Source organism: Brevundimonas sp. (assembly GCF_035627055.1).
Taxonomy (GTDB): domain Bacteria; phylum Pseudomonadota; class Alphaproteobacteria; order Caulobacterales; family Caulobacteraceae; genus Brevundimonas.
On the sequence record NZ_DASPMM010000012.1, the window covers coordinates 15,582 to 36,294 of the forward strand.

Below are 20,713 nucleotides of genomic sequence, written 5' to 3' on the forward strand. Positions count from 1 at the left end.
CGGAACCCCAATGCTCATGAGCCGCGCGCTCGATCCGTCCGAAACGGCTGCGGCTCCCGAGCCGGCCGCGAAACCGCGTCCCGAGACGCCGGTCGCCGTCAACAGCGCCGTGGCCTTCTTCCGCGAGCCGCTGGCCCCGATCTTCACCGCCATGGCCGTGCTGGTTCTGGTGGTCGTCTGCATCCATTTCGCCCGCACCGCCGGCCTCGTCGCCGCCCTGTGGGGCGCCGGCGGCGTCGCTGTCGCGGTCTGGCTCAGGAACGCCCGCGGGCCGTCCTACGATGTCTGCTTCGCCGGCCTGCTGGCCACCGGCATCGTCGCCGGGGAGCTGCTGGCGGGCAATTCCTACCTTCTCAGCGCGCTGTTCACCGTCATCAACATGATGGAGATCGTGGCCGCCGTGCTGCTGGCCCGGCGGTTCGCGCCGACGCTCAATCTGGCGAGCGTGGACGGCGCCTGCCGCTTCCTGCTCAGCGCCGCCGTCATCGCCCCCATCCCCGCCGCCGCCGCGGCCGCCGGGGCGCTGTATCTGATCGAGGGGGCGGACCCGCTCTACAGTTTCCAGACCTGGTGGTTCGGGCATGCCCTCGGCATCGCGGTGCTCGGCGCCTTTGGCCTGTCGCTGACCCGGCGCCACCTGGTCATGCTGCGCAACCCGGTCAAGGCGGCCGAGGCGGCCGTGCTGCTGGCCCTGCTCATGGCGACCTGCGTCATCGTCTTCTTCCAGGCCCGGGTCCAGGTCGGTTTCGTGGTCATCCCGGTGCTGATCCTGGTGGCGGCGCGCTTCCGCGTCCTCGGCGTCTCGACGGCCCTTGTGCTGGTGGCGATCACCTCCGTCGGCGGGGCCATGCTGGGCCACGGGCCGTTCATCTCGGCCGGGCCGAATCTGGCCGACCAGGCCCTGCTGGCCCAGCTGATGGTGCTGCTGGGCTGCCTCCCTATCCTGCTGGTCGCCTCCCTGCTGGAGGAGCGGGACCGCCTCTCCGACCGCGCCAAGGCCGGCCAGCTGCGGGCCGAACGGGCCTCCGAGGCCAAGTCCCGCCTGCTCGCCAACGTCGCCCACGAGATCAAGAGCCCGGTCGGCGGCGTCATCGGCATCGGCGAACTGTGGAAGGCCGGCCAGCTGGGCGAGATCACCCCGACCCAGGCCGAAATGGCCGAGATGCTGGTCAAGACCGCGCGCCAGGTCGAGGCGCTCGCCCATGACCTGCTCGACGTGGCCCGCGCCGAGTCGGGCGCGGTCAAGGTCGAGCTGCGCCCCACCGACGTCCCCGGCGTGCTCGAGGACGTGCGCCGCGCCACCGCCCTGCGTCCCGAGGCGAAGAACGTCCGCCTGCATGTGGTCAGCGAAGGCGACGGGCTGGTGGCCCTGGCGGACTCCCAGCGCCTGACCCAGGTCATCGCCAACCTGGCCTCCAACGCCGTCAAATACGGCGGCGAGGGCGGTCTCGTCGTCTTCCGCGCCAGCAAGGTCTACGACGGCGTGCGCATCGAGGTCATCGACCGCGGCCCCGGCCTGTCGCCCGAGAAGCAGGCCCAGCTGTTCGAGCCGTTCAACCGCCTCGGGCTCGAACGTTCGACGGTCGAGGGGCACGGCATCGGCCTGGCCCTGGCCAAGCGGCTGGTCGAGCTGCAGGGCGGCACGATCGGGGTCGTCTCCACGCCCGGCGAAGGCGCGGCCTTCTGGGTCGAACTCCCCGCCGCCTGACCGCCGACGGACCCTTTCCGGGTTTGCGGCGTTCCGTCGCGCGACGGAAGGCGCCTTGGACCGTAGGGCGCCGCCGCCGTAGCCCTGACCGCCACAGGGCTATTCACAGGGGTCTGCCGTGGAATTCGACGCGCTGCTGCTGTCGCGACTGCAGTTCGCCTTCACCATCGCCTTCCACATCCTGTTCCCGGCCTTCACCATCGGGCTGGCGGCTTTCCTCGCCGTGCTTGAGGGGCTGTGGCTGGCCACGAAGCGCGAGGCCTTCAAGACCCTCTACCTGTTCTGGGTGAAGGTCTTCGCCATCAGTTTCGGCATGGGCGTCGTCTCCGGCATCGTGCTCAGCTACCAGTTCGGCACCAACTGGTCCGAGTTCATCCGCCTGACCGGCGGCGTCATCGGGCCGATGCTCGCCTATGAGGTCCTGACCGCCTTCTTCCTCGAGGCGTCCTTCCTCGGCGTCATGCTGTTCGGCTGGAAGAAGGTCGGCCCGCGGCTGCATTTCCTCGCCACCGTTCTGGTCGCCGTCGGCACCACCATCTCCGCCTTCTGGATCCTCTCCGCCAACAGCTGGATGCAGACGCCGCAGGGCTTCGAAATCCTCCCCGACGGCCGCTTCGTGGCCACCAGCTTCTTCGAGGTGATCTTCAACCCCAGCTTCCCCTCGCGGCTCGTGCACATGCTGATGGCCGCCTTCCTGACGACCGCTCTGGTGGTCGGCGCCGCCTCGGCCTGGCAGCTGCTGCGTAACCGGGATCAGCCGGAAAGCCGCATCGGCCTGACCATGGCGGTCGGTCTGCTGGCGGTGGTCGCCCCGCTGCAACTCCTGGCGGGCCACTGGTCGGGCGAGGTGGCCAAGGAACATCAACCTCAGAAGCTGGCCGCCATCGAGTCCTACTGGGAGACGAAGGCCAACCACCCGCTGGTGCTGTTCGCCATTCCCGACCGCGCCACCCGGTCCAACCATTTCGAACTGGCCGTCCCCGGCGCCGGAATCATCGTCGCCCCCCCGGATGAAGTGATCACCGGCCTCGACGCCGTCGCGCCGCAGGACCAGCCGCCGGTCTTCCTCGTCTTCTGGGCCTTCCGGGTCATGGTCGGTCTGGGCCTGCTGATGATCGGCCTCGGCTTCTGGGGCGCGTGGCAGGTCTGGCGCAAGCGGCTGACCGACAACCGCCTGTTCCTGCGCTTCGCCGTGGCCATGGGCCCGGCCGGCTTCATCGCCGTCATCGCCGGCTGGATCGTCACCGAGGTGGGCCGCCAGCCGTGGGTCGTCCAGGGCGTGCTGCGCACCGCCGACGCCGTCTCGCCGGTGACGGCGAGCTCGGTCGTCACCTCCCTGCTGATCTACATCACCGTCTACGCCGTCGTGTTCGTGGCCGGGGCCGTCTACATCCTGCGCCTGCTCGACGAGGGCCCGGCGCCCGGCGATGTGGAACCGAAGCCGGAAGGCCGCCGCGCGCCCGGGACGCCGCTTGCCGCGGCGCCGGACGAAACGCCGGGAGATCCGAAATGACCCTCGATCTTCCCCTCATCTGGGCCGGGCTGATCGCGGTCAGCGTGCTGCTCTACGTCCTGCTCGACGGCTTCGATCTCGGCGTCGGCATCCTGTTCCCCTTCTCCCATTCGCAGGAGGACCGGGATGTGATGATGAACACCGTCGCCCCCGTCTGGGACGGCAACGAGACCTGGCTGGTCCTCGGCGGGGGAGGGCTGCTGGCGGCCTTTCCGCTGGCCTATTCGATCCTGATGCCGGCCTTCTACCTGCCGGTGGTGATGATGCTGGCCGGGCTGATCCTGCGCGGCGTGGCCTTCGAGTTCCGCTTCCGCGGCCAGCGGCGCGGGCGGCCCTTCTGGACCGCCATGTTCGCCGTCGGCTCAATTCTCGCCGCCTTCGCCCAGGGCCTGATCCTCGGCGGCTTCATCCAGGGCGTGGAGGTCGCCGGGAACCGCTTCGCCGGAGGGACTTTCGACTGGTTCACCCCCTACACCCTGCTGGTCGCCTTCGGTCTTGTCTGCGGCTACGGCCTGCTCGGCGCCACCTGGCTGATGTGGAAGACCACCGACGCCCTGCACGGCGACGCCCGCCGCTGGGCCCTGTTCGCCGGCGTTCTGACGGCCCTGTTCCTGCTCGCCGTCAGCCTGTCGACGCTGGTGGTGCATCCGCTGGTCGCGGCGCGCTGGGGCTGGACGGGGGCCGGGTTCGAGCTCGGCCGCTTCCTGCCGCTCAGCCTGATCCCGCTGCTCGGCCTGCTGGGACTGGTCATCGTCGGTTTCGGGGCCGCGCGCCGCTCGCACGTCTGGCCGTTCGCGGGCGCGGTGCTGGTGTTCCTGTCGGGCTACGCCGGGCTGGCCACCGGCTTCTTCCCCTATGTCGCCCCCTATGCCGTGGACTTCCGGACCGCCGCCGCGCCCGACAACGCCCTCGGGCTGATGCTGTTCGGCACCGCCTTCATCCTGCCGCTGATCCTCGGCTACACCGCCTGGGTCTACTGGGTCTTCCGCGGCAAGGTCACGCCGGGGGCCGGCTATCATTAGAATCGAACCCCCGCCTGGCCCCGACGAGGCCGCCGGCCCGCTGTGGAAGCGGCTGGCCTGGTTCGCGGGTCTCGCCGTCGCCGCCTCGGCCGTCACCGCCGCCGTCGCCTACGCGCTCAGGGCCTTGCCGTTCGCCGGCTGAGGCGCGACAGTCCGCTCCATGATCATCGCAGCCTCCGCCGCCGCCGCCCTGCTGCTCGCCGCGTCGCCCCAGGGCCAGACCGCGCCCCAGACGCCGCCGCCCGGCTCCGACATCACCAGCAGCCTGAACAGCGGTCCGCCCCGCCCGGCGACCTATCTCGCCCCGGAGCCCGCGCCGGCCGCCGCCGCCCCCGCGAGCGAGGAGCCCGCGCCCGCTCCGGCCGCCACCCCGCCGGCCCGCCCGACCCCCGAACCGCGGCTGCCGCCCTCCCAGCCGGTCTCGCCGCCGCCGTCGGCGCGGCTGACGCCGATTCCGACCGAGCCTTCGCCCCCGCCGCGCACGGCCCCGATCACCCCGCCGGGCAGCGCCATCCCCGCTCCGGCGGTGACGGCGCCCCCGGCCCGGATCCCCTCCGAATCGCTCCGGTCGGCCGAGCCCGCCGCCGAGCCGCCCCCGCCGCCGTCGGTCCCCGCCGTCACGGTTCTGGACGCCGCCGCCCGCGCCGCCCTGCCGTTCGCGGTCGAGCTTCCCGCCGGCTTCGAGATCGTCACCGGCCGCCCCGGCCCGGACTTCAGGATCTACACCATCCGCCGCGGCGACCGTTCGTTCGCCATGGTCTACGCCGGCCCCGCCTCCCAGTTTCCGATCTACAGCGGCGAGGTGCTGGAAGCCGGCGGCCGCGCCACCGTCGTCTCCACCGAGGACGGCGTCCGCCACGCCCGCGAGCACCTGTTCCTGCGCGAGGGCGCCACGCCGCGCGAAATCCACGTCTGGACCATGAGCCTCGAGGGCGCCGACCGCGCCCTGGCCGAACGCATCGCCCAGTCCGTGGACGTGCGTTGATCATGCGATTGCGTCCCGAACAACTGCTCGCCTTCAGCGCCGTCGTCGCGGTCTGGCTGCTGGCCGCGGCCGTCGGCGTCTGGATCGGCCTGGACCTCGGCAGGGCCGTCTTCAGCTAGGTCTTCTGCGCCCCGTCAGGTCTCCGACCACACCGCCAGCTCATTCCCGGCCGGATCGCGGAAGTGGAAGCGCCGGCCGCCCGGGAAGGCGAAGATCGGCTTGACGATCACGCCGCCCGCCGCCTCGACCTTCGCCGCCATGGCCTCCAGATCGTGCGCGAACAGCACCGGCAGCGGCGTCCGCGTCGCGTCGGCCTGCCCGTCGAACCCGCCGTCCAGCCCCTCGTCGAACGCCGCATACTCCGGCCCGTAGTCGACGAATTTCCAGCCGAAGGCCGCGCCGTAGAAGGCCTTGCTCGCGGCCAGGTCGCCGCCCGGGAGTTCGAGATAGTCCAGCTTGCCGTCTTCACGCACGGGGATCGCTCCTGTCAGCCTGCCGACCAGGTCGGCTTGCCATGCGTCCTGGGCCCGCGCAACAGCCCTCAGAGCACCTCGCGGCGGCTCAGATGGATCAGGGCCGCGACCATCGCCGCCAGCCCCAGCCCCAGGCCCAGGACCAGCGCCGTCTGCGCCCGCCAGGCGTCCGTCGCCAGCATGTTCACCGGCATCTGCCACGGGAAGAACACCCCCTGTTTCGCCGACGTCGCGACCACCGAGAAGAAGGTCCCGCCGATCCCCACCGCCAGCGCCGGCACGAAGCTGGCCCAGCGCAGCGCGACCCACAGCTGGATGGCGATCATCAGCACCGCCGCCGCGAACATCCTGCCCATGAGCCCGGCGTATTTCGCCAGGTCGAACACGCCGACCGGCTGCAGCTGCGGCTTGATCGCCGCCGCCAGCGCCACTGCGCCCCAGGTCATGGCCAGCACCGCCGCGCTCATCATGGCTGCCACGGCCAGCACACAGACGGCCTTGGCCGCATACAGCCGCCAGCGGGGCAGGGGCAGGGCGCGCAGGTGATCCCACGACCGCGGCCCGTGCTCCATATGCGCCACCAGCGCCGTCAGCGCCGTCACGCTCATCGGCAGCATGAAGAAGGCCCAGATGCCGCAGGCGCTGATCATCCACATGTCCCACGGCGCCGGTTCCTCGCCGCGCAGCATGTTGAAGAAGGTGAAGAGGGCGATCAGCGACGGCGCGGCGACGGCCAGCAAGGCCGCCAGCGAACGGTTCAGCTTGCGCGCCTCGACCATCAGCGGCGCGAAAAAGGGAGCGGTCATCAGGCGAACTCCGGCCGGGCTTTGACATTGGCGACAGGCGCGGGCGGCGACACCTCGCGATAGATGCCCTCCAGCGAGCGCGACCGCGCCCCGATGGCGAACACGGCGATGTCCGCCTCGACCAGCGCCCGGTTCAGCGAGGCCGAAGCCGTTCGGGCGTCCTCGCCCGGCTTCAGCCTCGCTGTCAGCCCGTCGTCCGTCGCCGCGACGTCGAACCCGCGCGCCCGCGCCAGCGCCGTGGCCCGCACGGCGTCGTCCGTCTGTAGCGCGATCTCCGGCGCGAGGTCGGCCTTCAGCCGGCTCAGCTCGCCCTCCAGCACCAGTTTGCCGTGGCTCAGGATGCCCACGTGCGTCGCCGTCTGTTCGATCTCCCCCAGCAGGTGACTGGACAGCAGCACCGTCGCCCCGGTCCGCTCCGGCAGGGCCTTCAGGAACCGCCGCATGTCGGCGATGCCGTCGGGGTCCAGCCCGTTGGTCGGCTCGTCGAGGATCAGCACCGGCGGCGCGCCCAGCATGGCCCGGGCCAGCCCCAGCCGCTGCCGCATGCCCAGCGAATAGTCCGACACCCGGCGCCGCGCGTGATCGGTCATCTCGACCACCTCCAGCACCCGGTCGATCTCGCCCTTCGGCAGGCCCAGCAGGGCCCGCGTCAGGTCCAGGTTCTCGCGCGCCGACAGATTGCCGTAGAAGCCGTGCGCCTCCAGCAGGGCGCCCACCTTGCGCGCCGCTCCGATCCGGTCGCGCGCCACATCGACGCCGCCGACGAGCGCCGACCCGCCGCTTGGCCGGATCAGGCCCAGCAGCATCTTCAGCGTCGTCGTCTTGCCCGCGCCGTTGCGGCCCAGGAAGCCGTAGACCGCCTTGTCCGGCACCGTCATCGACACGGCGTCGACGGCCAACTGGCGCTTGAACCGACGCGTCAGGTCACGGGTCTCGATGGCGGCGGTCATCGTGCTGCAGTCTCGTGTCGTTTAAGTCGGAGATAAAGTTGCAAACCTCCGCTCTTTAAGTCAAGATTAAAGATCAGACAGCTTTCCGACCCGGAGATTGGCCCGTGACCCAGACCGCGACCGAACGCTTCCGCCTGCGCTGCCGCCAGTTCCGCTGGCTTGCGATGTTCATGGTGGTCAGCGTCGGGGGCTTGCTGGCGCTCATGTATCTGCTGGCGCCGACGGTCCTGATGATGCGCGGCGAGTTCTTCCCGTGGCCCGCTCTCTGGTCGGCCGAGATCGTGAGGCTCCTGCCGTCCGTCTTTTACCTGTTCGCCGTCTGGTCGATCGGCTCGGCCATGGGGCAACTGTCGAAGGGGCGGCTGATCCAGCCCACCCTCGTTCACGCCCTGCGGCGGGTCGGTCTGGCGCTTGGCTTCGGCGGTCTGCTCAGTGTGTTCGGCGTCACCAATCTTATGCGTCTGATCGGGGGGCGTGAGGCCAGCTGGGCCTATTTCGACGTTTCGGGCATGACCCTCGGCATGATCGGCGGGGCCCTGTTCCTGCTCGGCGGGGTCATGGAGCAGGCGGGCAAGGTCCAGGCCGAGTTGGACGAGATGATCTGATGCCGATCCGCGTCACCCTCGACCAGCTGATCGTCAAGAAGGCCCTCAAGGCCCGCGACCTCGCCGCCGAGGTCGGCCTCAGCGAGACCCAGCTGTCCCTGTTCCGCTCCGGCAAGGTCAAGGGCATCCGCTTCCGCACCCTCGCCAAGCTCTGCGCCGCCCTCGACTGCAAGCCGAAGGACCTCCTCGACTACGACTTCGACCCCGCCGACCTGCTGGCGGCGGAGGAGGACTAGAAGCTCACCGTCTGCGCCGCCGAGCCCGGGCGGAACACCACGGTCCGCGTCACCCCGCCGACCCGCACATTGACCTGCTGTTCCTGGTCGTCGTGCACGCCGGGGAAGAAGTCGAGGTCGACGGTCACCGCCTGGACGTCGCGGTCCGCCGTCTCGCCGCCGAACACGACGCGGATGTTGTCGCCGGCCAGCACGGTGTCGGTGCGGCTGACCGCAACCGCCGCCCCGTCAACCGACATCCGGAACCGCGCCGCCAGATGCGCCTCCAGGTCGGCCACGGCGCGGGGATCGTCGAGGCTGGGCTGGGCCTCCGGGGCGATGCTGGGCAGGGCCGGCTCGACGTCGTGCGCGGCGAACCGGTGCGTCACGCTGACCGCGCCGGAACCTTGGTCGATCTCGATCACCGTCAGCCCCGCGTGGCCGCGATGGGCTAGCGCCGGCGTCGCCAGGCCCGCGACCAGCGCGGCGGTCAGAAGGGAGCGTTTCAGCATGGCGTCAATCCCTGCGGCGCACGCGCGCGGCGGTGGAGTCGGGGCTGACCTCGACGTCGGAGTCCCGCATCCGGTTCTCGCCCGGCGGCGGGGCCGGCGACAGCCGCAGCGACTGCGCGTCGATGCGCTGCGGATAGAAATTGTTGCTGCGGTCGGCGTCGGCCGTTTCCCACAGCGGATCGATCTCGGCCCCGGTCAGCGTCTTCGACGACACATGCTGCCAGACCACCTCACGGCTGTTGCGCCGCCACACCTCGGCCGGAATGCGGATCGTCTCGTCCGAACCGTCGCTGTAGGTCAGCTTCAGGATCACCGGCATGACCAGGCCGCCGACGTTGCGGAAGGTGAAGCGGTAGATGTTGTCGTCGAAGCCCTGGGCCGCGCGGCGGTCCTCGTCGGCCTTGCGGGCGGCGCTCTCGGCGTCGCGGCGCTGCTGGGCGGTGACCGTGAAGCGGTCGGTTTCATTGTAGAAGTCCCGCGTCGCCGGATCGCGCTCGACGACCGTCTCGATGCCTTCGTTGCGCGCCGCCGTCAGCGAGCCCGGCTCGGCCTCGAAGCGCTCGCGGGCGGCGCGGGCGCGCACCTCCGGGTCGGCGCTCTCCAGCCGCGCCGCCGTCACGCCCGCCAGGGCGATGTCGACGTGGTCGGTCGAGTAGAACCAGCCGCGCCAGAACCAGTCCAGATCGACGCCCGAGCTCTCCTCCATGGTGCGGAAGAAGTCGTAGGGCGTCGGCCGCTTGAAGGCCCAGCGCTGGGCGTATTCGCGGAAGGCCCGGTCGAACAGCTCGCGCCCCAGCACCGTCTCGCGCAGGATCACCAGCGCCGTGGCCGGCTTGGCGTAGGCGTTGTTGCCGAACTGCAGCAGGCTGTCGGAGTGGGTCATCACCGGCACCTGGTCCTGGCTGACCATGTATTCGACGATGTCGCGCGGCTCGCCCCGGGCGGGGAAGTCGGCGTCCCACAGCTTCTCGGCCTCGAACTGCAGGAAGCTGTTCAGACCCTCGTCCATCCACGTCCACTGGCGCTCGTCCGAGTTGACGATCATCGGGAAATAGGTGTGGCCGACCTCGTGGATGACCACGCCGATCAGCCCGTTCTTGGCCCGCTCCGTATAGGTCAGCGTGCCGTCGTCCGCCCGCACGGGCCGCGGCCCGTTGAAGGTGATCATCGGGTATTCCATCCCGCCGACCGGCCCGTTGACCGACTGCGCGGTGGGGTAGGGGTAGGTGAAGGCGAACTGGTTGTAGACGTCCAGGGTGTGGGCGATCGACCTGGTCGAATAGGCGTCCCACAGCGGCCGGGCCTCCTTCGGATAGAAGGACATGGCCATGACCACGGGGTGTTCGGCGCTCTGCTGCTCGACGCCCATGGCGTCCCAGATGAATTTCCGGCTCGAGGCCCAGCCGAAGTCGCGCACGTTGTCGGCGCTGAAATTCCACGTCCGCGTGCCCGCGCGCGCCGGCCGCGCCTCGGCCGCCGCCGCTTCCTGCGGCGTGACGATATAGACCGGCTCGTCCGCCGTCCGGGCCCGCTCCAGCCGCGCGCGCTGCTCGGGGCTCAGGATGTCGGGGTTCTGCAGTTCGCCCGTCGCGGCCACGACGTGATCGGCCGGCACGGTGATGGAGACGTCGTAGTCGCCGAACTCCAGGGTGAACTCGCCCGAGCCGAGGAACTGCGAATTGTGCCAGCCTTCATAGTCGGAATAGACGGCCAGCCGCGGGAACCACTGGGCCGACAGGAACAGGCAGTTGCCGTCCTCGTGCGCCTTGGTGAAACACTCGTAGCCGCTGCGTCCGCCGACGACGTTGGTCTCGGGCAGGGGCAGGGTGAAGTCGATGGTGAAGGTGAAGCTCTCGCCGGTCGCCAGCGGCCGCGGCAGTTCGATCCGCATCATCGAATCGACGACGGTGAACGGCACGGCCTGGCCGTCGGGGCCGGTGACGCGCAGGTCGTTGAAGCCGCCCTCCCAGTCCTGGAAGCGGCGGATGCGGCTGATCTCGTTGACGCTGACCGTTTCCGAGTTGCTGTAGGTCCGGCTGCGCTCCGCCAACGAGTCCCGGCGATAGTTCTGCTGGTCCAGCAGCAGCCACAGATAGCCCAGGGCGTCCGGCGAGTGGTTGGTGTAGGTCACCGCCTCGCGCCCGGTCAGCGTCCGTCGCGGCTCGTCCAGCGAGACGTCGATGTCGTAGTCGACCTGCTGCTGCCAGTAGCGGTGGCCCGGCGCGCCCGAGGCGTTGCGATAGTCCGTCGGAGTCGGCCAGTCCTCGCCCTCGAACTGGCGGAACTTGTCCTCGAAACCGCCCTTGGACTGGTCGATGGGACCGATGCTCTGCTGCGCCAGCGCCGACTGGCCCATCAGGGAAACGCCGGCGACCGAGGCCAGCAACAGTCCGATACGCATGGATTTTCCGCCCCTGCCGACAAAACGCCGCTGGACCTTACCGGCCGGGCATGGGGGTGCAAGGCGGGGAAGATTACGACTGCGTAATCCAGCCGCGGCGGCCGCCGCCGGCCGCCGCCGCCGCGGCCGGATCGCGCCCTGACGCTGTGCTGACAATCCCGCGATTCATAGTCGGGTTGGGCGAAAAACCTCGCGCGAAATCAGGCGCGTGACGCTTCGCCATCCCGGTATTCCGAGCACAGCTTCCAGCGGGCGCATAATGGTGCGTCGCTTCACGACGACGCGGCGACCGGTCTTTGACAATCGAACGCTTCCGCGCCGCCACGGGCGGCTCGCTCCTGCCGGCCGGCCGGGCGCGCGCATCAGCCGTTGCGCACTGAGCGCACTCTACGGTCCCTGCGGACGACTCTACGACCGCTATGCACTCTACGGACGCTATGCACTCTACGGACGCTACGGACTGTATTTTCAGTCCGGGCAGGCCTCAGGCCAGTTCCACCGCCATGGCCACGGCCTCGCCGCCGCCGATGCACAGGCTGGCCACGCCCTTCTTGCCGCCGCGCGCCTGCAGCGCCGCCAGCAGGGTCGCCAGCACCCGGGCGCCCGAGGCGCCGATCGGGTGGCCCAGCGCCGTCGCCCCGCCGTTCACGTTCAGCTTGCCGTGCTCGATCCCCAGCTCCTGCATGGCGATCATCGGCACCACGGCGAAGGCCTCGTTGATCTCCCACAGGTCGACGTCCTCGACCGACCAGCCGGCCTTCTTCAGCGCCTTCTGCATCGCCGGCACGGGGGCGGTGGTGAACAGGCCCGGCTCGTGGGCGTGGGCCGAATGGCTGACGATCCGCGCCACGATGGGCAGGCCCAGCGCCTTGGCGACGCTCTCGCGGGTCATGACCACCGCCGCCGCGCCGTCCGAGATCGAGGCCGAGGAGGCCGCCGTGATGGTGCCTTCCTTGGCGAAGGCCGGCTTCAGGCCCGGGATCTTCTCCGGCATGGCCTTGCCGGGCTGTTCGTCCTCGCTGACCGTCTGCGTCCCCTTGCGGGTGGTCACTTCGACCGGCGTGATCTCGGCCTTGAAGGCGCCGCTGGCGATGGCGTGCCGCGCCCGGGTCAGGCTCTCGACCGCATAGGCGTCCTGCGCCTCGCGCGTGAACTGGTAGGTCCCGGCCGTATCCTCGGCGAACGAGCCCATCGGCTTGCCGGGCGAATAGGCGTCCTCCAGCCCGTCCATCATCATCGAGTCGACGATGACGTCATGGCCGATGCGGGCCCCGCCGCGGTGCTTGTTCATCAGATACGGCGCGCCGGTCATGCTCTCCATGCCGCCGGCCACGATCACGTCGGCGCTGCCCGCGGTCAGGGCGTCCGAGGCCATCATCACCGCCTGCAGGCCCGAGCCGCACATCTTGTTGACCGTGGTCGCCTCGACGTGGCGGCCGAGGCCGGCGCCGATCGCGGCCTGCCGCGCCGGGGCCTGGCCCAGCCCGGCCGGCAGCACGCAGCCCATGTAGATCTGCTCGATCTTCGCCGGATCGACCCCGGCCCGGTCGACCGCCGCCTTGACCGCCGTGGCGCCCAGTTCCGTCGCCTTCACGCCGGACAGCGCGCCCTGGAACCCCCCCATCGGCGTGCGGGCGAAGGAGCAGATGACGATCGGATCGGACATGACAGGGCCTTGGGAAACGCTTTGAAAAATCGGACGGCTAGATCGGCTGTTTGGCGGCGGAGCGCAAGCTCAGGCGGCTTCTTCGTCGGCCCGTTCGCGCGGCATCATCTCGCCGACGGTGGGCCGGTTCTCGGCGAGGTTCAGCTGGATGTCGCGCGGCTTGACCAGCTCGCCGCAGCAGCCGCAGGCGATGCGCGGCGTCAGTTCGTGGCCGCAGGTCTTGTGGGTCATGGAGACGCCCGCATCGGCGCCGCAATAGACGTGTTTGGCCCCCCAGCCGTGCAGGGTGACCAGCACGCCGTACAGGTCCTTGCCCTTGGCGGTCAGCACATACTCGTTGCGCGGCGGGCGCTCGGAATAGAGCCGGGGCTCCAGCACCCCGTGCTGCACCAGCGACTTGAGCCGGGCGGCCAGCACGTTGCGGGCCACCCCCAGCCGCTCTTGCCACTGCTCGAATCGGCTGACCCCGTTGAAGGCGTCGCGGATGACCAGCAGCGTCCACGGGTCGCCGATCACCTCCAGCGTCGCGGCGATCGAACAGCTCTGGCGAGAATAGTCTGCGGTGCGTCCCATGGTGCAAAGGTGACCCCGCGTCAGGCTTTTGGCAAGAGGGTTGCCAATCTGAACGGACTAGGTCAGTCTTGTTTGGCTACGGACGCGCCGCCACCCCCTTCGCGGCGTTGCCCGATCCCTCGCCTGGGGCGGGAGGTTTCGGCCTTCCGCCCATCCTTTGCTCGCGATACGCCTGATCCATGACCCAGCAGACCCTCGCCGAGGCCCTGTCCCTGACCGACGACGGCGACGGGAGCCTGACCGCCCGTCTCGACGGCGGCTTCTCCAACGCCCCCCAGTCCGCCCCGCAGGAACGCGGCGCCCCCTTCGGCGGCCTGATGGCGGCGCTCGCCGCCCGCGCCATGCGCCAAGGGCTCGGCATCGAGACCCCGCTGCAGACCCTGACCATCCAGTACCTCGCCGCCGCCCGCTTCGAGGACGCCGCCTTCCGCCCGGTCCTGAACCGCGGGGGCCGCAACGTCGTCTACGCCTCGGTCTCCGGCGGCCAGCCCGACCGCCCCGCCATCCAGGCCCTCGGGACCTATGGCCGGGATGTGGCCGGACCGGTGCTGACGCCCCTGACCGCCGCGCCGACGCCCGTCCACGAGCTCGCCCCCACGCCGCTGGACCCCGCCTTCGGTCCGTGGTTCACCCGTCACATCGACTACCGCTTCACCGCCGGCCCCAGGCTGTTCGGCGAGAACGCCGGCCGCACCCCCGAGCTCGGCTGCTGGATGCGCACCGCCGACGCCGCGCCTCTCGACGAGGCCCGGCTGCTGTTCCTGCTCGACGGCCTCTACCCGACCTATTTCACGGCCTTCCCCGCGCCCCCGATCATCTCCGCCAGCATCGACCTCCGCGCCGACCTCCTGATCGAGATCACCCCGGAGACCTCGCCCGAAGGCTGGGCGTATTTCCACTTCACCAGCCGCGACGTCGGCGGCGGCTGGGCGGTCGAGGACGGCGTCGCCCACGCCCCCGACGGTCGCCCCATCGCCCTCGTCCGACAGCGCCGCAAGCTGATGCCGACGCGCGGCGCCTAGCCCAGCGGATCGCCCCGCAGCGCGATCAGCGGAATGACGATCTCCTCCTCGTCGTCGAGGTGCCGCGCCAGCTGCGGACCGGCCCGGTCCAGCACCTCGGCCAGCCGCTCGACCCGGTCCGCCGCGTCTGCGGCCCCGCCGGCCACCGCCTGATGCAGGGCCCGCCCCGTCTCCACCATCGCCTCGATGTGGTGATGGATGGCGTCGTGGTCGCGGTCCAGCAGCTCGATCCCCGCCGCGATCCGCGGCTCCAGCCGCTGCAGGGCCGGAAAATAGTGGCCGCTCTCGATCCGGTGATGCCCGTCGAGATGCTGCAAGAACTGCTGAAGGGCCGGGATCAGCCTCCCGTGCAGGGTCGGCACGTCGATCCGCCCGCTGCGCCAGGTCTCCACCATGGCTCCCATCTCCGCCTGATGAGCCCGGAAGCCGCCGTGCATGTGCAGCCAGCGCCGCGCGGTCGGGTGCAGCCCGCCAAGGCTCCACCGCTCGCGCGGGAAAGCCTCGTGCAGGTAGCGGAACTCAAGCGGAAGCCCGGCGCGCGAAGCCAGCGCCAGCGGATCGTCCGTCGCGTCAGACAACGGCCGTGGTCGTCTTGATGAAGCCGCCGCCCAGCAGCCGGTCCGGATCGGCGGGATCGTACAGCGCACAGGCCTGACCCGGAGCCACGCCTTCCTCGCCGGTATCGAAGGTCACCGATACCGCGCCGCCGATCATCGAGAGATGGGCGGGCGAGGGCGGTCGGGTCGAGCGCACCCGCGCCAGCACGGGGGCGCCCGCCTCGGCCGCCGCCTCGATCGAGGTCTCGTCGCCCAGCCAGTTGGTTTCGTCCAGCGTCAGGGCGGCGGTCAGCAGGGCCTCGCGCGGGCCGACGATGACGTGCCGTTTCGCTGGATCCAGCCTGGTCACGAACAGCGGCTCGCCCACGGCGACGTTCAGTCCCCGGCGCTGGCCGATGGTGTAGTCGGTGATGCCCGAATGGGCGCCCAGCACCCGCCCGTCCATGTGCACGATCTCGCCCGCCTCGCGGCCCTGCGGACGCAGCTTGTCGATCAGCGTCCGGTAGTCGCCGTTGGGCACGAAGCAGATGTCCTGGCTGTCCGGCTTGGCCGCGATGCGCAGGCCCAGCTCGGCCGCCACGCCGCGCACCTGCGGCTTCTCCAGATCGGCCAGCGGGAAACGCAGGTAGTCGAGCTGCTCCGCCGTGGTGGCGAACAGGAAGTAGGACTGGTCGCGTGAGTGATCGACCGCCTTGCGCATCTGCGGCCGGTCTCCAACCACCGATCGCCGCACATAATGCCCCGTGGCCATGGCCTCCGCGCCCAGATCGCGCGCGACGTCCAGCAGGTCGCGGAACTTGACCGTCTGGTTGCAGCGGATGCACGGCACCGGCGTCTGGCCCGCCAGATAGCTGTCGGCGAACTGGTCGATCACGGCGTCGCGGAAGCGGCTTTCGTAGTCCAGGACATAGTGCGGGATGCCCAGCATCTCCGCCGCCAGGCGGGCGTCGTGGATGTCCTGACCGGCGCAGCAGGCGCCCTTCTTCTTCAGCGCCGCGCCATGGTCGTAGAGTTGCAGCGTCACCCCGACGACGTCATAGCCCGCCTTGTGCAGCAGGGCGGCCACCACGGTGGAGTCCACCCCTCCGGACATCGCCGCCACGACGCGCGAGCCGACCGGCAGGCCGACCGCCGCGCGCGCGGCCTCGACCGCCGCGTCCATGTCGGCGCGGGCGATGGTCGGAACCGGGCAAATGTCCTCTGCGAGCGTCATGGCGCGCTATCTAGTGCCAAAGCCGTTCGATTTCGAGGCCACGCCCGAAAACGACAACGGCCGCTCCCGTTTCCGGAAGCGGCCGTCGTACCGTCGGGGAGTGTCTCTAGCTGCCGCGGCCGTAGTGCTGGATGCGCGTCGTGCGCAGGCCCTGCATGCCCCACTTGTCGATCGCCTTCTGCCAGGCGAGGAATTCCTCGGCCGTCAGCCGGTACCGCGCCAGCGCGTCGTCCAGGCTGATCAGTCCGCCGCGCACCGCCGCCACGACCTCGGCCTTGCGGCGGATCACCCAGCGGTCCGTATTGGCCGGCGGGAGATCGTGCAGGGTCAGGGGCGTGCCCGTCGGGCCGACCACGTACTGTTCGCCTTGATTGTTAAGGCGTCGCTCTTGCAACATGGGCTTATGCCTCATTGACCACCATCACTAAGGTTCGAACCGTAGCGGTCGGCGGCTAAGGGCCGTTTAAGCGTCGTGGTGAAGGAAAACCTAAAATGGCTCCCCTCCATTCGCTCAATAATCAACAAAGACTTCATTGAGGTTTACGGCCCCTTACTCAGAGATCAGCGTTTGATGCTGATCAGCTCAGCGAGCATTTCGTCTGCGGTGGTGATGATCTTCGACGAGGCGGAATAGGCCCGCTGCGTCGTGATCAGTCCGGTGAACTCGGCGGAGAGGTCCACGGTCGAGGCCTCGAGCTGTGAAGACCCGATGGTTCCTGCGCCGCCTGTGCCGGCCGCCTTGAGGTTGTAGGTGCCGGAGCCCTGGCTGACCCGGAAGGCGTTGCCGGTCGACTCGAGCAGGGCGTCGGGGCTGGGGAAGGTCGCCAGGGCGATCTGGGCGATGCGCCGGGTCACGCCGTTGTCGAAGATGGCGGTGACGAAGCCGGTGTCGTCGATCTTGACCTCGGACAGGTTGCCGAAGGCGGTGCCGTTGGTCAGCACGGCCTGGACCACCGAGGCGCTGTCGTACTGGGTCAGGCCGCCGGCCGAGGCGGTCAGGTCGAAGGCGAGGACCTGATCGTCGATGCCCAGACCCGCGGCCCAGTTGAACTCGTCGGCCGCGGGAGCCGCGCTGTCGGAGGAGCCAAAGGTCAGGGTGGCGGCCGAAGGATCGGGGAACAGGGCGTTCGCGCCCATCGCTTCCATCGCTGCGACGTCGAGGCGCCCGTCCTGGGTGAAGGCGACGAGGCCGGTCTTCAGCTGCCCGTTGGTCAGGTTGGCGCCGGTCGTCACGTCCGAGGCGGGAATGGCCCGAATTTCAGCGTACCACTGGTTCGGCACGGTGCTCTTCAGGAACGACAGGGCGATCGTGCGCTGCCCGCCCTTGGAGTCAGAGACCGGGATGGTCAGTTCGAAATCCGGCTTCACGCCGTCGCCCGTCTCGGGGTCCCACATGGCCATCGAGTTGGTGACCGGGTCATAGGCGTTGGCGCCCGCCGGCGTCGCGGCGGCGTCGGTGGCCTCGGCGGACACCGCCTGGCTCGACTTGATGTTGGCGTTCAACTGCACGCGGGTGGTCGGTTCCGCCGTGCCGCCGACCGAGCCGACGTTGATGGTGCGCAGGCGGTTCAGATCGGAGGGATCGGCGGCGATGTTGCCGTCGGAGTCCACCGGCCAGCCCTGGAGGTAGAGGCCGGCGGTGTTCTTCAGATAGCCCAGGTTGTCGACACGGAAGGCGCCGGCCCGGGTGAACAGGCGGGCGTCGGTGACCTGGACGTTCTCGGCCTTTTCGGTGACGACGAAAAAGCCCTGGCCGGCGATGCCCAGGTCGGTGTTGGACGTGGTCCGCTGCAGCTGTCCGGCCTGTCCGGTGTAGTGCCGGGCGCTCGCCAGCACGCCGCCGGCCGAGTAGCCGGCGCCGGAGACCTGGCTGTTGATCACGGTCTGGAACTCGGCGGCCGAGCGCTTGTACCCGACCGTGTTCACGTTCGCGATGTTCTGGGAGATGGCCGCAAGGGCGGCCGAGTTGGCGGTCAGGCCGGACACGCCGGCCAGTAGTGCGCTGTTGATGCTCATGGCGCGGGGCTCCTTACGAGAACAGTTTCATGGGATTGAGCGACGAGGCGATCGAGGCCAGCAGGCTCTCGTCCTCTTCGTCGGCGGGAGGGGGTGTGGCGGCGGTGCGCGCTTCCTCGAGCGCGATCACGCTGGATAGCGGCAGGATCGAGTTGCCCACGGTCAGGTAGGCCTCGCCTTCGTACATCTCGACGCCGGTGATGCGTCCCTTGGTCAGCACCTGGGCGTCGATGGCGCCGCCGGCGGCGTCCTTGGCGGTGATCCGCAGGGAATAGACCTGCCCATCCTGGCCGTCGTTGCCGGTGGTGGCGTCGCCGTCCCACGAGAACTCATGCACGCCTGTGGTCTTGTCCGGCGCATCGCCCGACCAGACGACATTGCCCGAACCGTCCAGCACCTCGAGCTTCACCGAGGCTGCGTTGGAGGCGATCTCGTAGTTCCACTCGGCCTCGCCATCGGTGAACTTGGTCGCCGACCAGGCCGCGGTCGCCTCCTTGCCGATGTAGTTGGCCGCGCCGGCCAGGCCATCGCCGCCCTGGGCCGAGACCAGACTCTTGAGAAGTTCATTGGTCAGAAGCTGCTGCTCGACCCCGGCCATTTGCGTCAGCTGGGCCGTGAACTGGTTGGAATCGACCGGGGAGAGAGGGTCCTGGTTCTTCAGCTGCGAGGTCAGCAGCGTCAGGAAGGTCTCGAAATTCGAAGCCAGCATCGATGAGCCGGCGTTGATCCGGTTCGTCGCGGTGTTTGTGGTGGTGACGGCGTCGACCATCGTCAGACTTTCATGTCCACGCCCGAGGGCGAGAGGGAGAGCGCCAGCCACTTCGGCGGCTGGGCCACATCGATTTCATTGTTCAGGCGCGCTGCGGCCGCGAAGGCGCGGCTTTGGCCGTTGCGGGCGTCCTGACCGCGGTCGAAGGCGCTGGAGCCGCTGTCCCGCTCCGTGAATTCGAAAGCGTCGTCGGCGAGCTGGAAGCCGGCGGCCTCGAGCTGGCGCCGCAGTTCGTCGGCCCGGCCACGCAAGTCGGTTGCGGCGGCGGGATTGTCGAAGGCCAGCCGGGCGGCCAGGCGGCCCTCGGAGTCGATGTCCAGCTTGACGTCCACCCGGCCCAGTTCGTCCGGGCGCAGCGCGATCTCGAATCGGGTCGAGCGGCCGTCCAGCTTGCGGAGGATCTGGGCGGCGATCTGGGCCGTGGCGTCGACCGTGGCGCGGGACAGGGTCGACAAGGCGTGTTCCCGGACCGGGGCGGCGTTCTCGGCCGACATGGACGCCGGGTCGCCCGCCGGACCCGCCTCGGCCGGCGCGACGACCGGCTGATCGGAAGGGACGTTAGCCGCGGCGGGGGCGGCCGCCCTCGCCGGCTGATCCGCCCGAGTTGGAGCCGCGGCGACGGTCGGACCGAGACCCTTGGCCTCGGCGGAGGGGGAGGGCGCCTCGGCGGACTTCGCCGCTTCATCGAGGGGCTTCGAGGTTCGCTCGGCCAACGGGCGAAGCGGCGGTATCACGGTGGGGGGCGTCGGGGCGTTCGCTTTCGCCGACGCGGCCGGGACGTCGACCGGGCGCGCCGCCGTGGTGTCCGCGTCGCCCGTGACCGGAGGAGCGACCTCGTTGGACGCCTCGCCAGGCAAGACCTGCGGCTCGAGCCCCTTCGGCGCCTCTGCGCCGGGCAGGACCTGCGGCTCGGCGCCTTTTGTCGTCCCGGCCTGTGGCCCCGTCTGGGACGGACCGCCTCGTGCGTTCGCGGGGCGGGTCAGGATCTGCAGTTCCGTATCGCTGTCGGCGCCGGGCAGGACCAACGGCTCGACCTCCTTGGACGGCGCGACGCCGGGGAGGACCGGGGGATCAGTGACGGTCGACTTTCCGATCTCCGCGCCGGTTTTCACGGGCGGCGGGGCCACCGGCGGGGACGTGAGCGGAACCTCGAGCGCGGCGGTTTCGGCCCCGCTGTCCGCCGGTCCATCGCTGTCCCTGGTCCCGGGCTCCGCGGAGGCGGTCGCCTTGCCGGTCTCGGCCCCCGGGAGCGCGTCGCTATCGGAAACGGCAGTCGCCAGCAGACTCTCGAAGCCGGGCGCGCCGGCGTCGGAAGACCCGCGCGGAGTCGCCGCCGGACGGGCGGGCGCCATTATGGAGAGCACGGCTTGAGCGGACATGGTCCCGAGGGTCTGTCGCCGGAGCGATGGTGACGGGGGCGCCTGCTGCGCCGGACATTCGGACCCCACGGCGCAAGTCGCGGGCCAGTTCAGCGTGACGACCTAACCAACGGAAAACGCCGGATATATCGTTCCTGCCCCCCGATCGTCAGGCCTCGCTGACCGGTCGAAACTTGCCGTGCGGCGACGATTCTTGCCCGGCTCCCCGTAATCCCGGGACGGCGCCGTCGGCCGGCCTGGGTGTTGGCCCACGGTTTGCGCCCATCGTCGGTCATGACACAGGCGCGAAACGCGATCTCGCGGAATTTCAGTAACTTGGCCGAGGCGC

General features: G+C 70.0%; 20 protein-coding genes. 7 read left to right on the forward strand and 13 right to left on the reverse strand.

Features of this window, described 5'->3' with window-relative positions; genetic code table 11:
* Positions 1-16: 16 nt before the first annotated feature.
* From VEA98_RS05660 to VEA98_RS05675, 4 genes are all read left to right on the forward strand, one after another.
* A complete protein-coding gene (locus tag VEA98_RS05660) occupies positions 17-1,708 on the forward strand; it encodes an ATP-binding protein (protein WP_324811602.1) in 1,692 nt (563 codons plus the stop codon).
* Positions 1,709-1,826: 118 nt separating this feature from the next.
* Complete coding sequence (locus VEA98_RS05665) at positions 1,827-3,221, forward strand: cytochrome ubiquinol oxidase subunit I (RefSeq protein WP_324811605.1); 1,395 nt, start codon at positions 1,827-1,829, stop codon at positions 3,219-3,221.
* The gene (cydB, locus tag VEA98_RS05670) at positions 3,218-4,243 is read left to right on the forward strand and encodes a cytochrome d ubiquinol oxidase subunit II (RefSeq protein WP_324811607.1); all 1,026 of its coding nucleotides are present in this window, start codon (positions 3,218-3,220) and stop codon (positions 4,241-4,243) included. The genes VEA98_RS05665 and cydB overlap by 4 nt, the downstream gene beginning before the upstream one ends.
* A gap of 160 nt (positions 4,244-4,403) precedes the next feature.
* A complete protein-coding gene (locus VEA98_RS05675; protein WP_324811609.1) occupies positions 4,404-5,228 on the forward strand; it encodes a hypothetical protein in 825 nt (274 codons plus the stop codon).
* A gap of 134 nt (positions 5,229-5,362) precedes the next feature.
* Here VEA98_RS05675 and VEA98_RS05680 read toward each other — a convergent pair whose 3' ends face one another.
* The 3 genes from VEA98_RS05680 to VEA98_RS05690 all read right to left on the reverse strand — a co-directional run bounded on the left by VEA98_RS05680 (position 5,363) and on the right by VEA98_RS05690 (position 7,457).
* On the reverse strand, positions 5,363-5,701 hold the full coding sequence (locus VEA98_RS05680) for a VOC family protein (RefSeq protein WP_324811611.1): 339 nt from the start codon (positions 5,699-5,701) through the stop codon (positions 5,363-5,365).
* Positions 5,702-5,769: 68 nt separating this feature from the next.
* Positions 5,770-6,507, reverse strand: a complete 738-nt coding sequence (locus VEA98_RS05685; RefSeq protein ID WP_324811613.1) for an ABC transporter permease — start codon at positions 6,505-6,507, stop codon at positions 5,770-5,772.
* Positions 6,507-7,457, reverse strand: coding sequence for an ABC transporter ATP-binding protein (locus VEA98_RS05690; RefSeq protein ID WP_324811615.1), 951 nt, complete (start codon positions 7,455-7,457; stop codon positions 6,507-6,509). The genes VEA98_RS05685 and VEA98_RS05690 overlap by 1 nt, the downstream gene beginning before the upstream one ends.
* Positions 7,458-7,561: 104 nt before the next feature.
* Here VEA98_RS05690 and VEA98_RS05695 point away from each other — a divergent pair, with 104 nt between their 5' ends.
* Positions 7,562-8,062 (forward strand): DUF2975 domain-containing protein, encoded by a 501-nt coding sequence (locus VEA98_RS05695; protein ID WP_324811617.1) that lies wholly within the window; start codon positions 7,562-7,564, stop codon positions 8,060-8,062.
* Positions 8,062-8,298, forward strand: a complete 237-nt coding sequence (locus tag VEA98_RS05700; protein ID WP_324811619.1) for a helix-turn-helix transcriptional regulator — start codon at positions 8,062-8,064, stop codon at positions 8,296-8,298. Before VEA98_RS05695 ends, VEA98_RS05700 begins: the two co-directional genes overlap by 1 nt.
* On the opposite strand, the gene VEA98_RS05705 is transcribed toward VEA98_RS05700, so the two are convergent.
* The 4 genes from VEA98_RS05705 to VEA98_RS05720 all read right to left on the reverse strand — a co-directional run bounded on the left by VEA98_RS05705 (position 8,295) and on the right by VEA98_RS05720 (position 13,429).
* On the reverse strand, positions 8,295-8,789 hold the full coding sequence (locus VEA98_RS05705) for a DUF6702 family protein (protein WP_324811621.1): 495 nt from the start codon (positions 8,787-8,789) through the stop codon (positions 8,295-8,297). The genes VEA98_RS05700 and VEA98_RS05705 overlap by 4 nt on opposite strands.
* Before the next feature lie 4 nt (positions 8,790-8,793).
* A complete protein-coding gene (locus VEA98_RS05710) occupies positions 8,794-11,190 on the reverse strand; it encodes a M1 family aminopeptidase (RefSeq protein WP_414642148.1) in 2,397 nt (798 codons plus the stop codon).
* A 484-nt stretch (positions 11,191-11,674) separates the two neighbouring features.
* A complete protein-coding gene (locus tag VEA98_RS05715; RefSeq protein ID WP_324811623.1) occupies positions 11,675-12,856 on the reverse strand; it encodes an acetyl-CoA C-acyltransferase in 1,182 nt (393 codons plus the stop codon).
* A gap of 69 nt (positions 12,857-12,925) precedes the next feature.
* The gene (locus VEA98_RS05720) at positions 12,926-13,429 is read right to left on the reverse strand and encodes a helix-turn-helix domain-containing protein (RefSeq protein WP_324811625.1); all 504 of its coding nucleotides are present in this window, start codon (positions 13,427-13,429) and stop codon (positions 12,926-12,928) included.
* Positions 13,430-13,608: 179 nt separating this feature from the next.
* Between VEA98_RS05720 and VEA98_RS05725 the strand changes: the two genes are divergently transcribed.
* Positions 13,609-14,451, forward strand: a complete 843-nt coding sequence (locus VEA98_RS05725; protein ID WP_324811627.1) for a thioesterase family protein — start codon at positions 13,609-13,611, stop codon at positions 14,449-14,451.
* Here the strand turns inward: VEA98_RS05725 and VEA98_RS05730 are convergent.
* The 6 genes from VEA98_RS05730 to VEA98_RS05755 form a co-directional block, all read right to left on the reverse strand.
* Positions 14,448-15,029, reverse strand: a complete 582-nt coding sequence (locus VEA98_RS05730) for a hemerythrin domain-containing protein (RefSeq protein WP_324811629.1) — start codon at positions 15,027-15,029, stop codon at positions 14,448-14,450. The genes VEA98_RS05725 and VEA98_RS05730 overlap by 4 nt on opposite strands.
* On the reverse strand, positions 15,022-16,221 hold the full coding sequence (gene mnmA / locus VEA98_RS05735) for a tRNA 2-thiouridine(34) synthase MnmA (RefSeq protein WP_324811631.1): 1,200 nt from the start codon (positions 16,219-16,221) through the stop codon (positions 15,022-15,024). The genes VEA98_RS05730 and mnmA overlap by 8 nt, the downstream gene beginning before the upstream one ends.
* 106 nt (positions 16,222-16,327) lie before the next feature.
* Positions 16,328-16,618, reverse strand: a complete 291-nt coding sequence (locus tag VEA98_RS05740) for a DUF1153 domain-containing protein (protein WP_168046867.1) — start codon at positions 16,616-16,618, stop codon at positions 16,328-16,330.
* A gap of 164 nt (positions 16,619-16,782) precedes the next feature.
* Complete coding sequence (gene flgE, locus VEA98_RS05745) at positions 16,783-18,237, reverse strand: flagellar hook protein FlgE (RefSeq protein ID WP_324811633.1); 1,455 nt, start codon at positions 18,235-18,237, stop codon at positions 16,783-16,785.
* A gap of 13 nt (positions 18,238-18,250) precedes the next feature.
* A complete protein-coding gene (locus VEA98_RS05750) occupies positions 18,251-19,006 on the reverse strand; it encodes a flagellar hook assembly protein FlgD (RefSeq protein WP_324811635.1) in 756 nt (251 codons plus the stop codon).
* 2 nt (positions 19,007-19,008) lie between these two features.
* Entirely contained in the window at positions 19,009-20,385 is a 1,377-nt protein-coding gene (locus tag VEA98_RS05755; RefSeq protein WP_324811638.1) for a flagellar hook-length control protein FliK, read from the reverse strand.
* Positions 20,386-20,713 lie beyond the last annotated feature (328 nt).

Excerpts from the sequence above, each read along its gene's own strand:
- VEA98_RS05660 (WP_324811602.1), top strand. The coding sequence starts at position 17 with ATGAGCCGCGCGCTCGATCCGTCCGAAACGGCTGCGGCTCCCGAGCCG.
- cydB (WP_324811607.1), top strand. The coding sequence starts at position 3,218 with ATGACCCTCGATCTTCCCCTCATCTGGGCCGGGCTGATCGCGGTCAGC.
- VEA98_RS05675 (WP_324811609.1), top strand. The coding sequence starts at position 4,404 with ATGATCATCGCAGCCTCCGCCGCCGCCGCCCTGCTGCTCGCCGCGTCG.
- VEA98_RS05685 (WP_324811613.1), bottom strand. The coding sequence starts at position 6,507 with ATGACCGCTCCCTTTTTCGCGCCGCTGATGGTCGAGGCGCGCAAGCTG.
- VEA98_RS05690 (WP_324811615.1), bottom strand. The coding sequence starts at position 7,457 with ATGACCGCCGCCATCGAGACCCGTGACCTGACGCGTCGGTTCAAGCGC.
- VEA98_RS05700 (WP_324811619.1), top strand. The coding sequence starts at position 8,062 with ATGCCGATCCGCGTCACCCTCGACCAGCTGATCGTCAAGAAGGCCCTC.
- VEA98_RS05705 (WP_324811621.1), bottom strand. The coding sequence starts at position 8,789 with ATGCTGAAACGCTCCCTTCTGACCGCCGCGCTGGTCGCGGGCCTGGCG.
- VEA98_RS05710 (WP_414642148.1), bottom strand. The coding sequence starts at position 11,190 with ATGCGTATCGGACTGTTGCTGGCCTCGGTCGCCGGCGTTTCCCTGATG.
- VEA98_RS05715 (WP_324811623.1), bottom strand. The coding sequence starts at position 12,856 with ATGTCCGATCCGATCGTCATCTGCTCCTTCGCCCGCACGCCGATGGGG.
- VEA98_RS05720 (WP_324811625.1), bottom strand. The coding sequence starts at position 13,429 with ATGGGACGCACCGCAGACTATTCTCGCCAGAGCTGTTCGATCGCCGCG.
- VEA98_RS05725 (WP_324811627.1), top strand. The coding sequence starts at position 13,609 with ATGACCCAGCAGACCCTCGCCGAGGCCCTGTCCCTGACCGACGACGGC.
- mnmA (WP_324811631.1), bottom strand. The coding sequence starts at position 16,221 with ATGACGCTCGCAGAGGACATTTGCCCGGTTCCGACCATCGCCCGCGCC.
- VEA98_RS05740 (WP_168046867.1), bottom strand. The coding sequence starts at position 16,618 with ATGTTGCAAGAGCGACGCCTTAACAATCAAGGCGAACAGTACGTGGTC.
- flgE (WP_324811633.1), bottom strand. The coding sequence starts at position 18,237 with ATGAGCATCAACAGCGCACTACTGGCCGGCGTGTCCGGCCTGACCGCC.
- VEA98_RS05750 (WP_324811635.1), bottom strand. The coding sequence starts at position 19,006 with ATGGTCGACGCCGTCACCACCACAAACACCGCGACGAACCGGATCAAC.
- VEA98_RS05755 (WP_324811638.1), bottom strand. The coding sequence starts at position 20,385 with ATGTCCGCTCAAGCCGTGCTCTCCATAATGGCGCCCGCCCGTCCGGCG.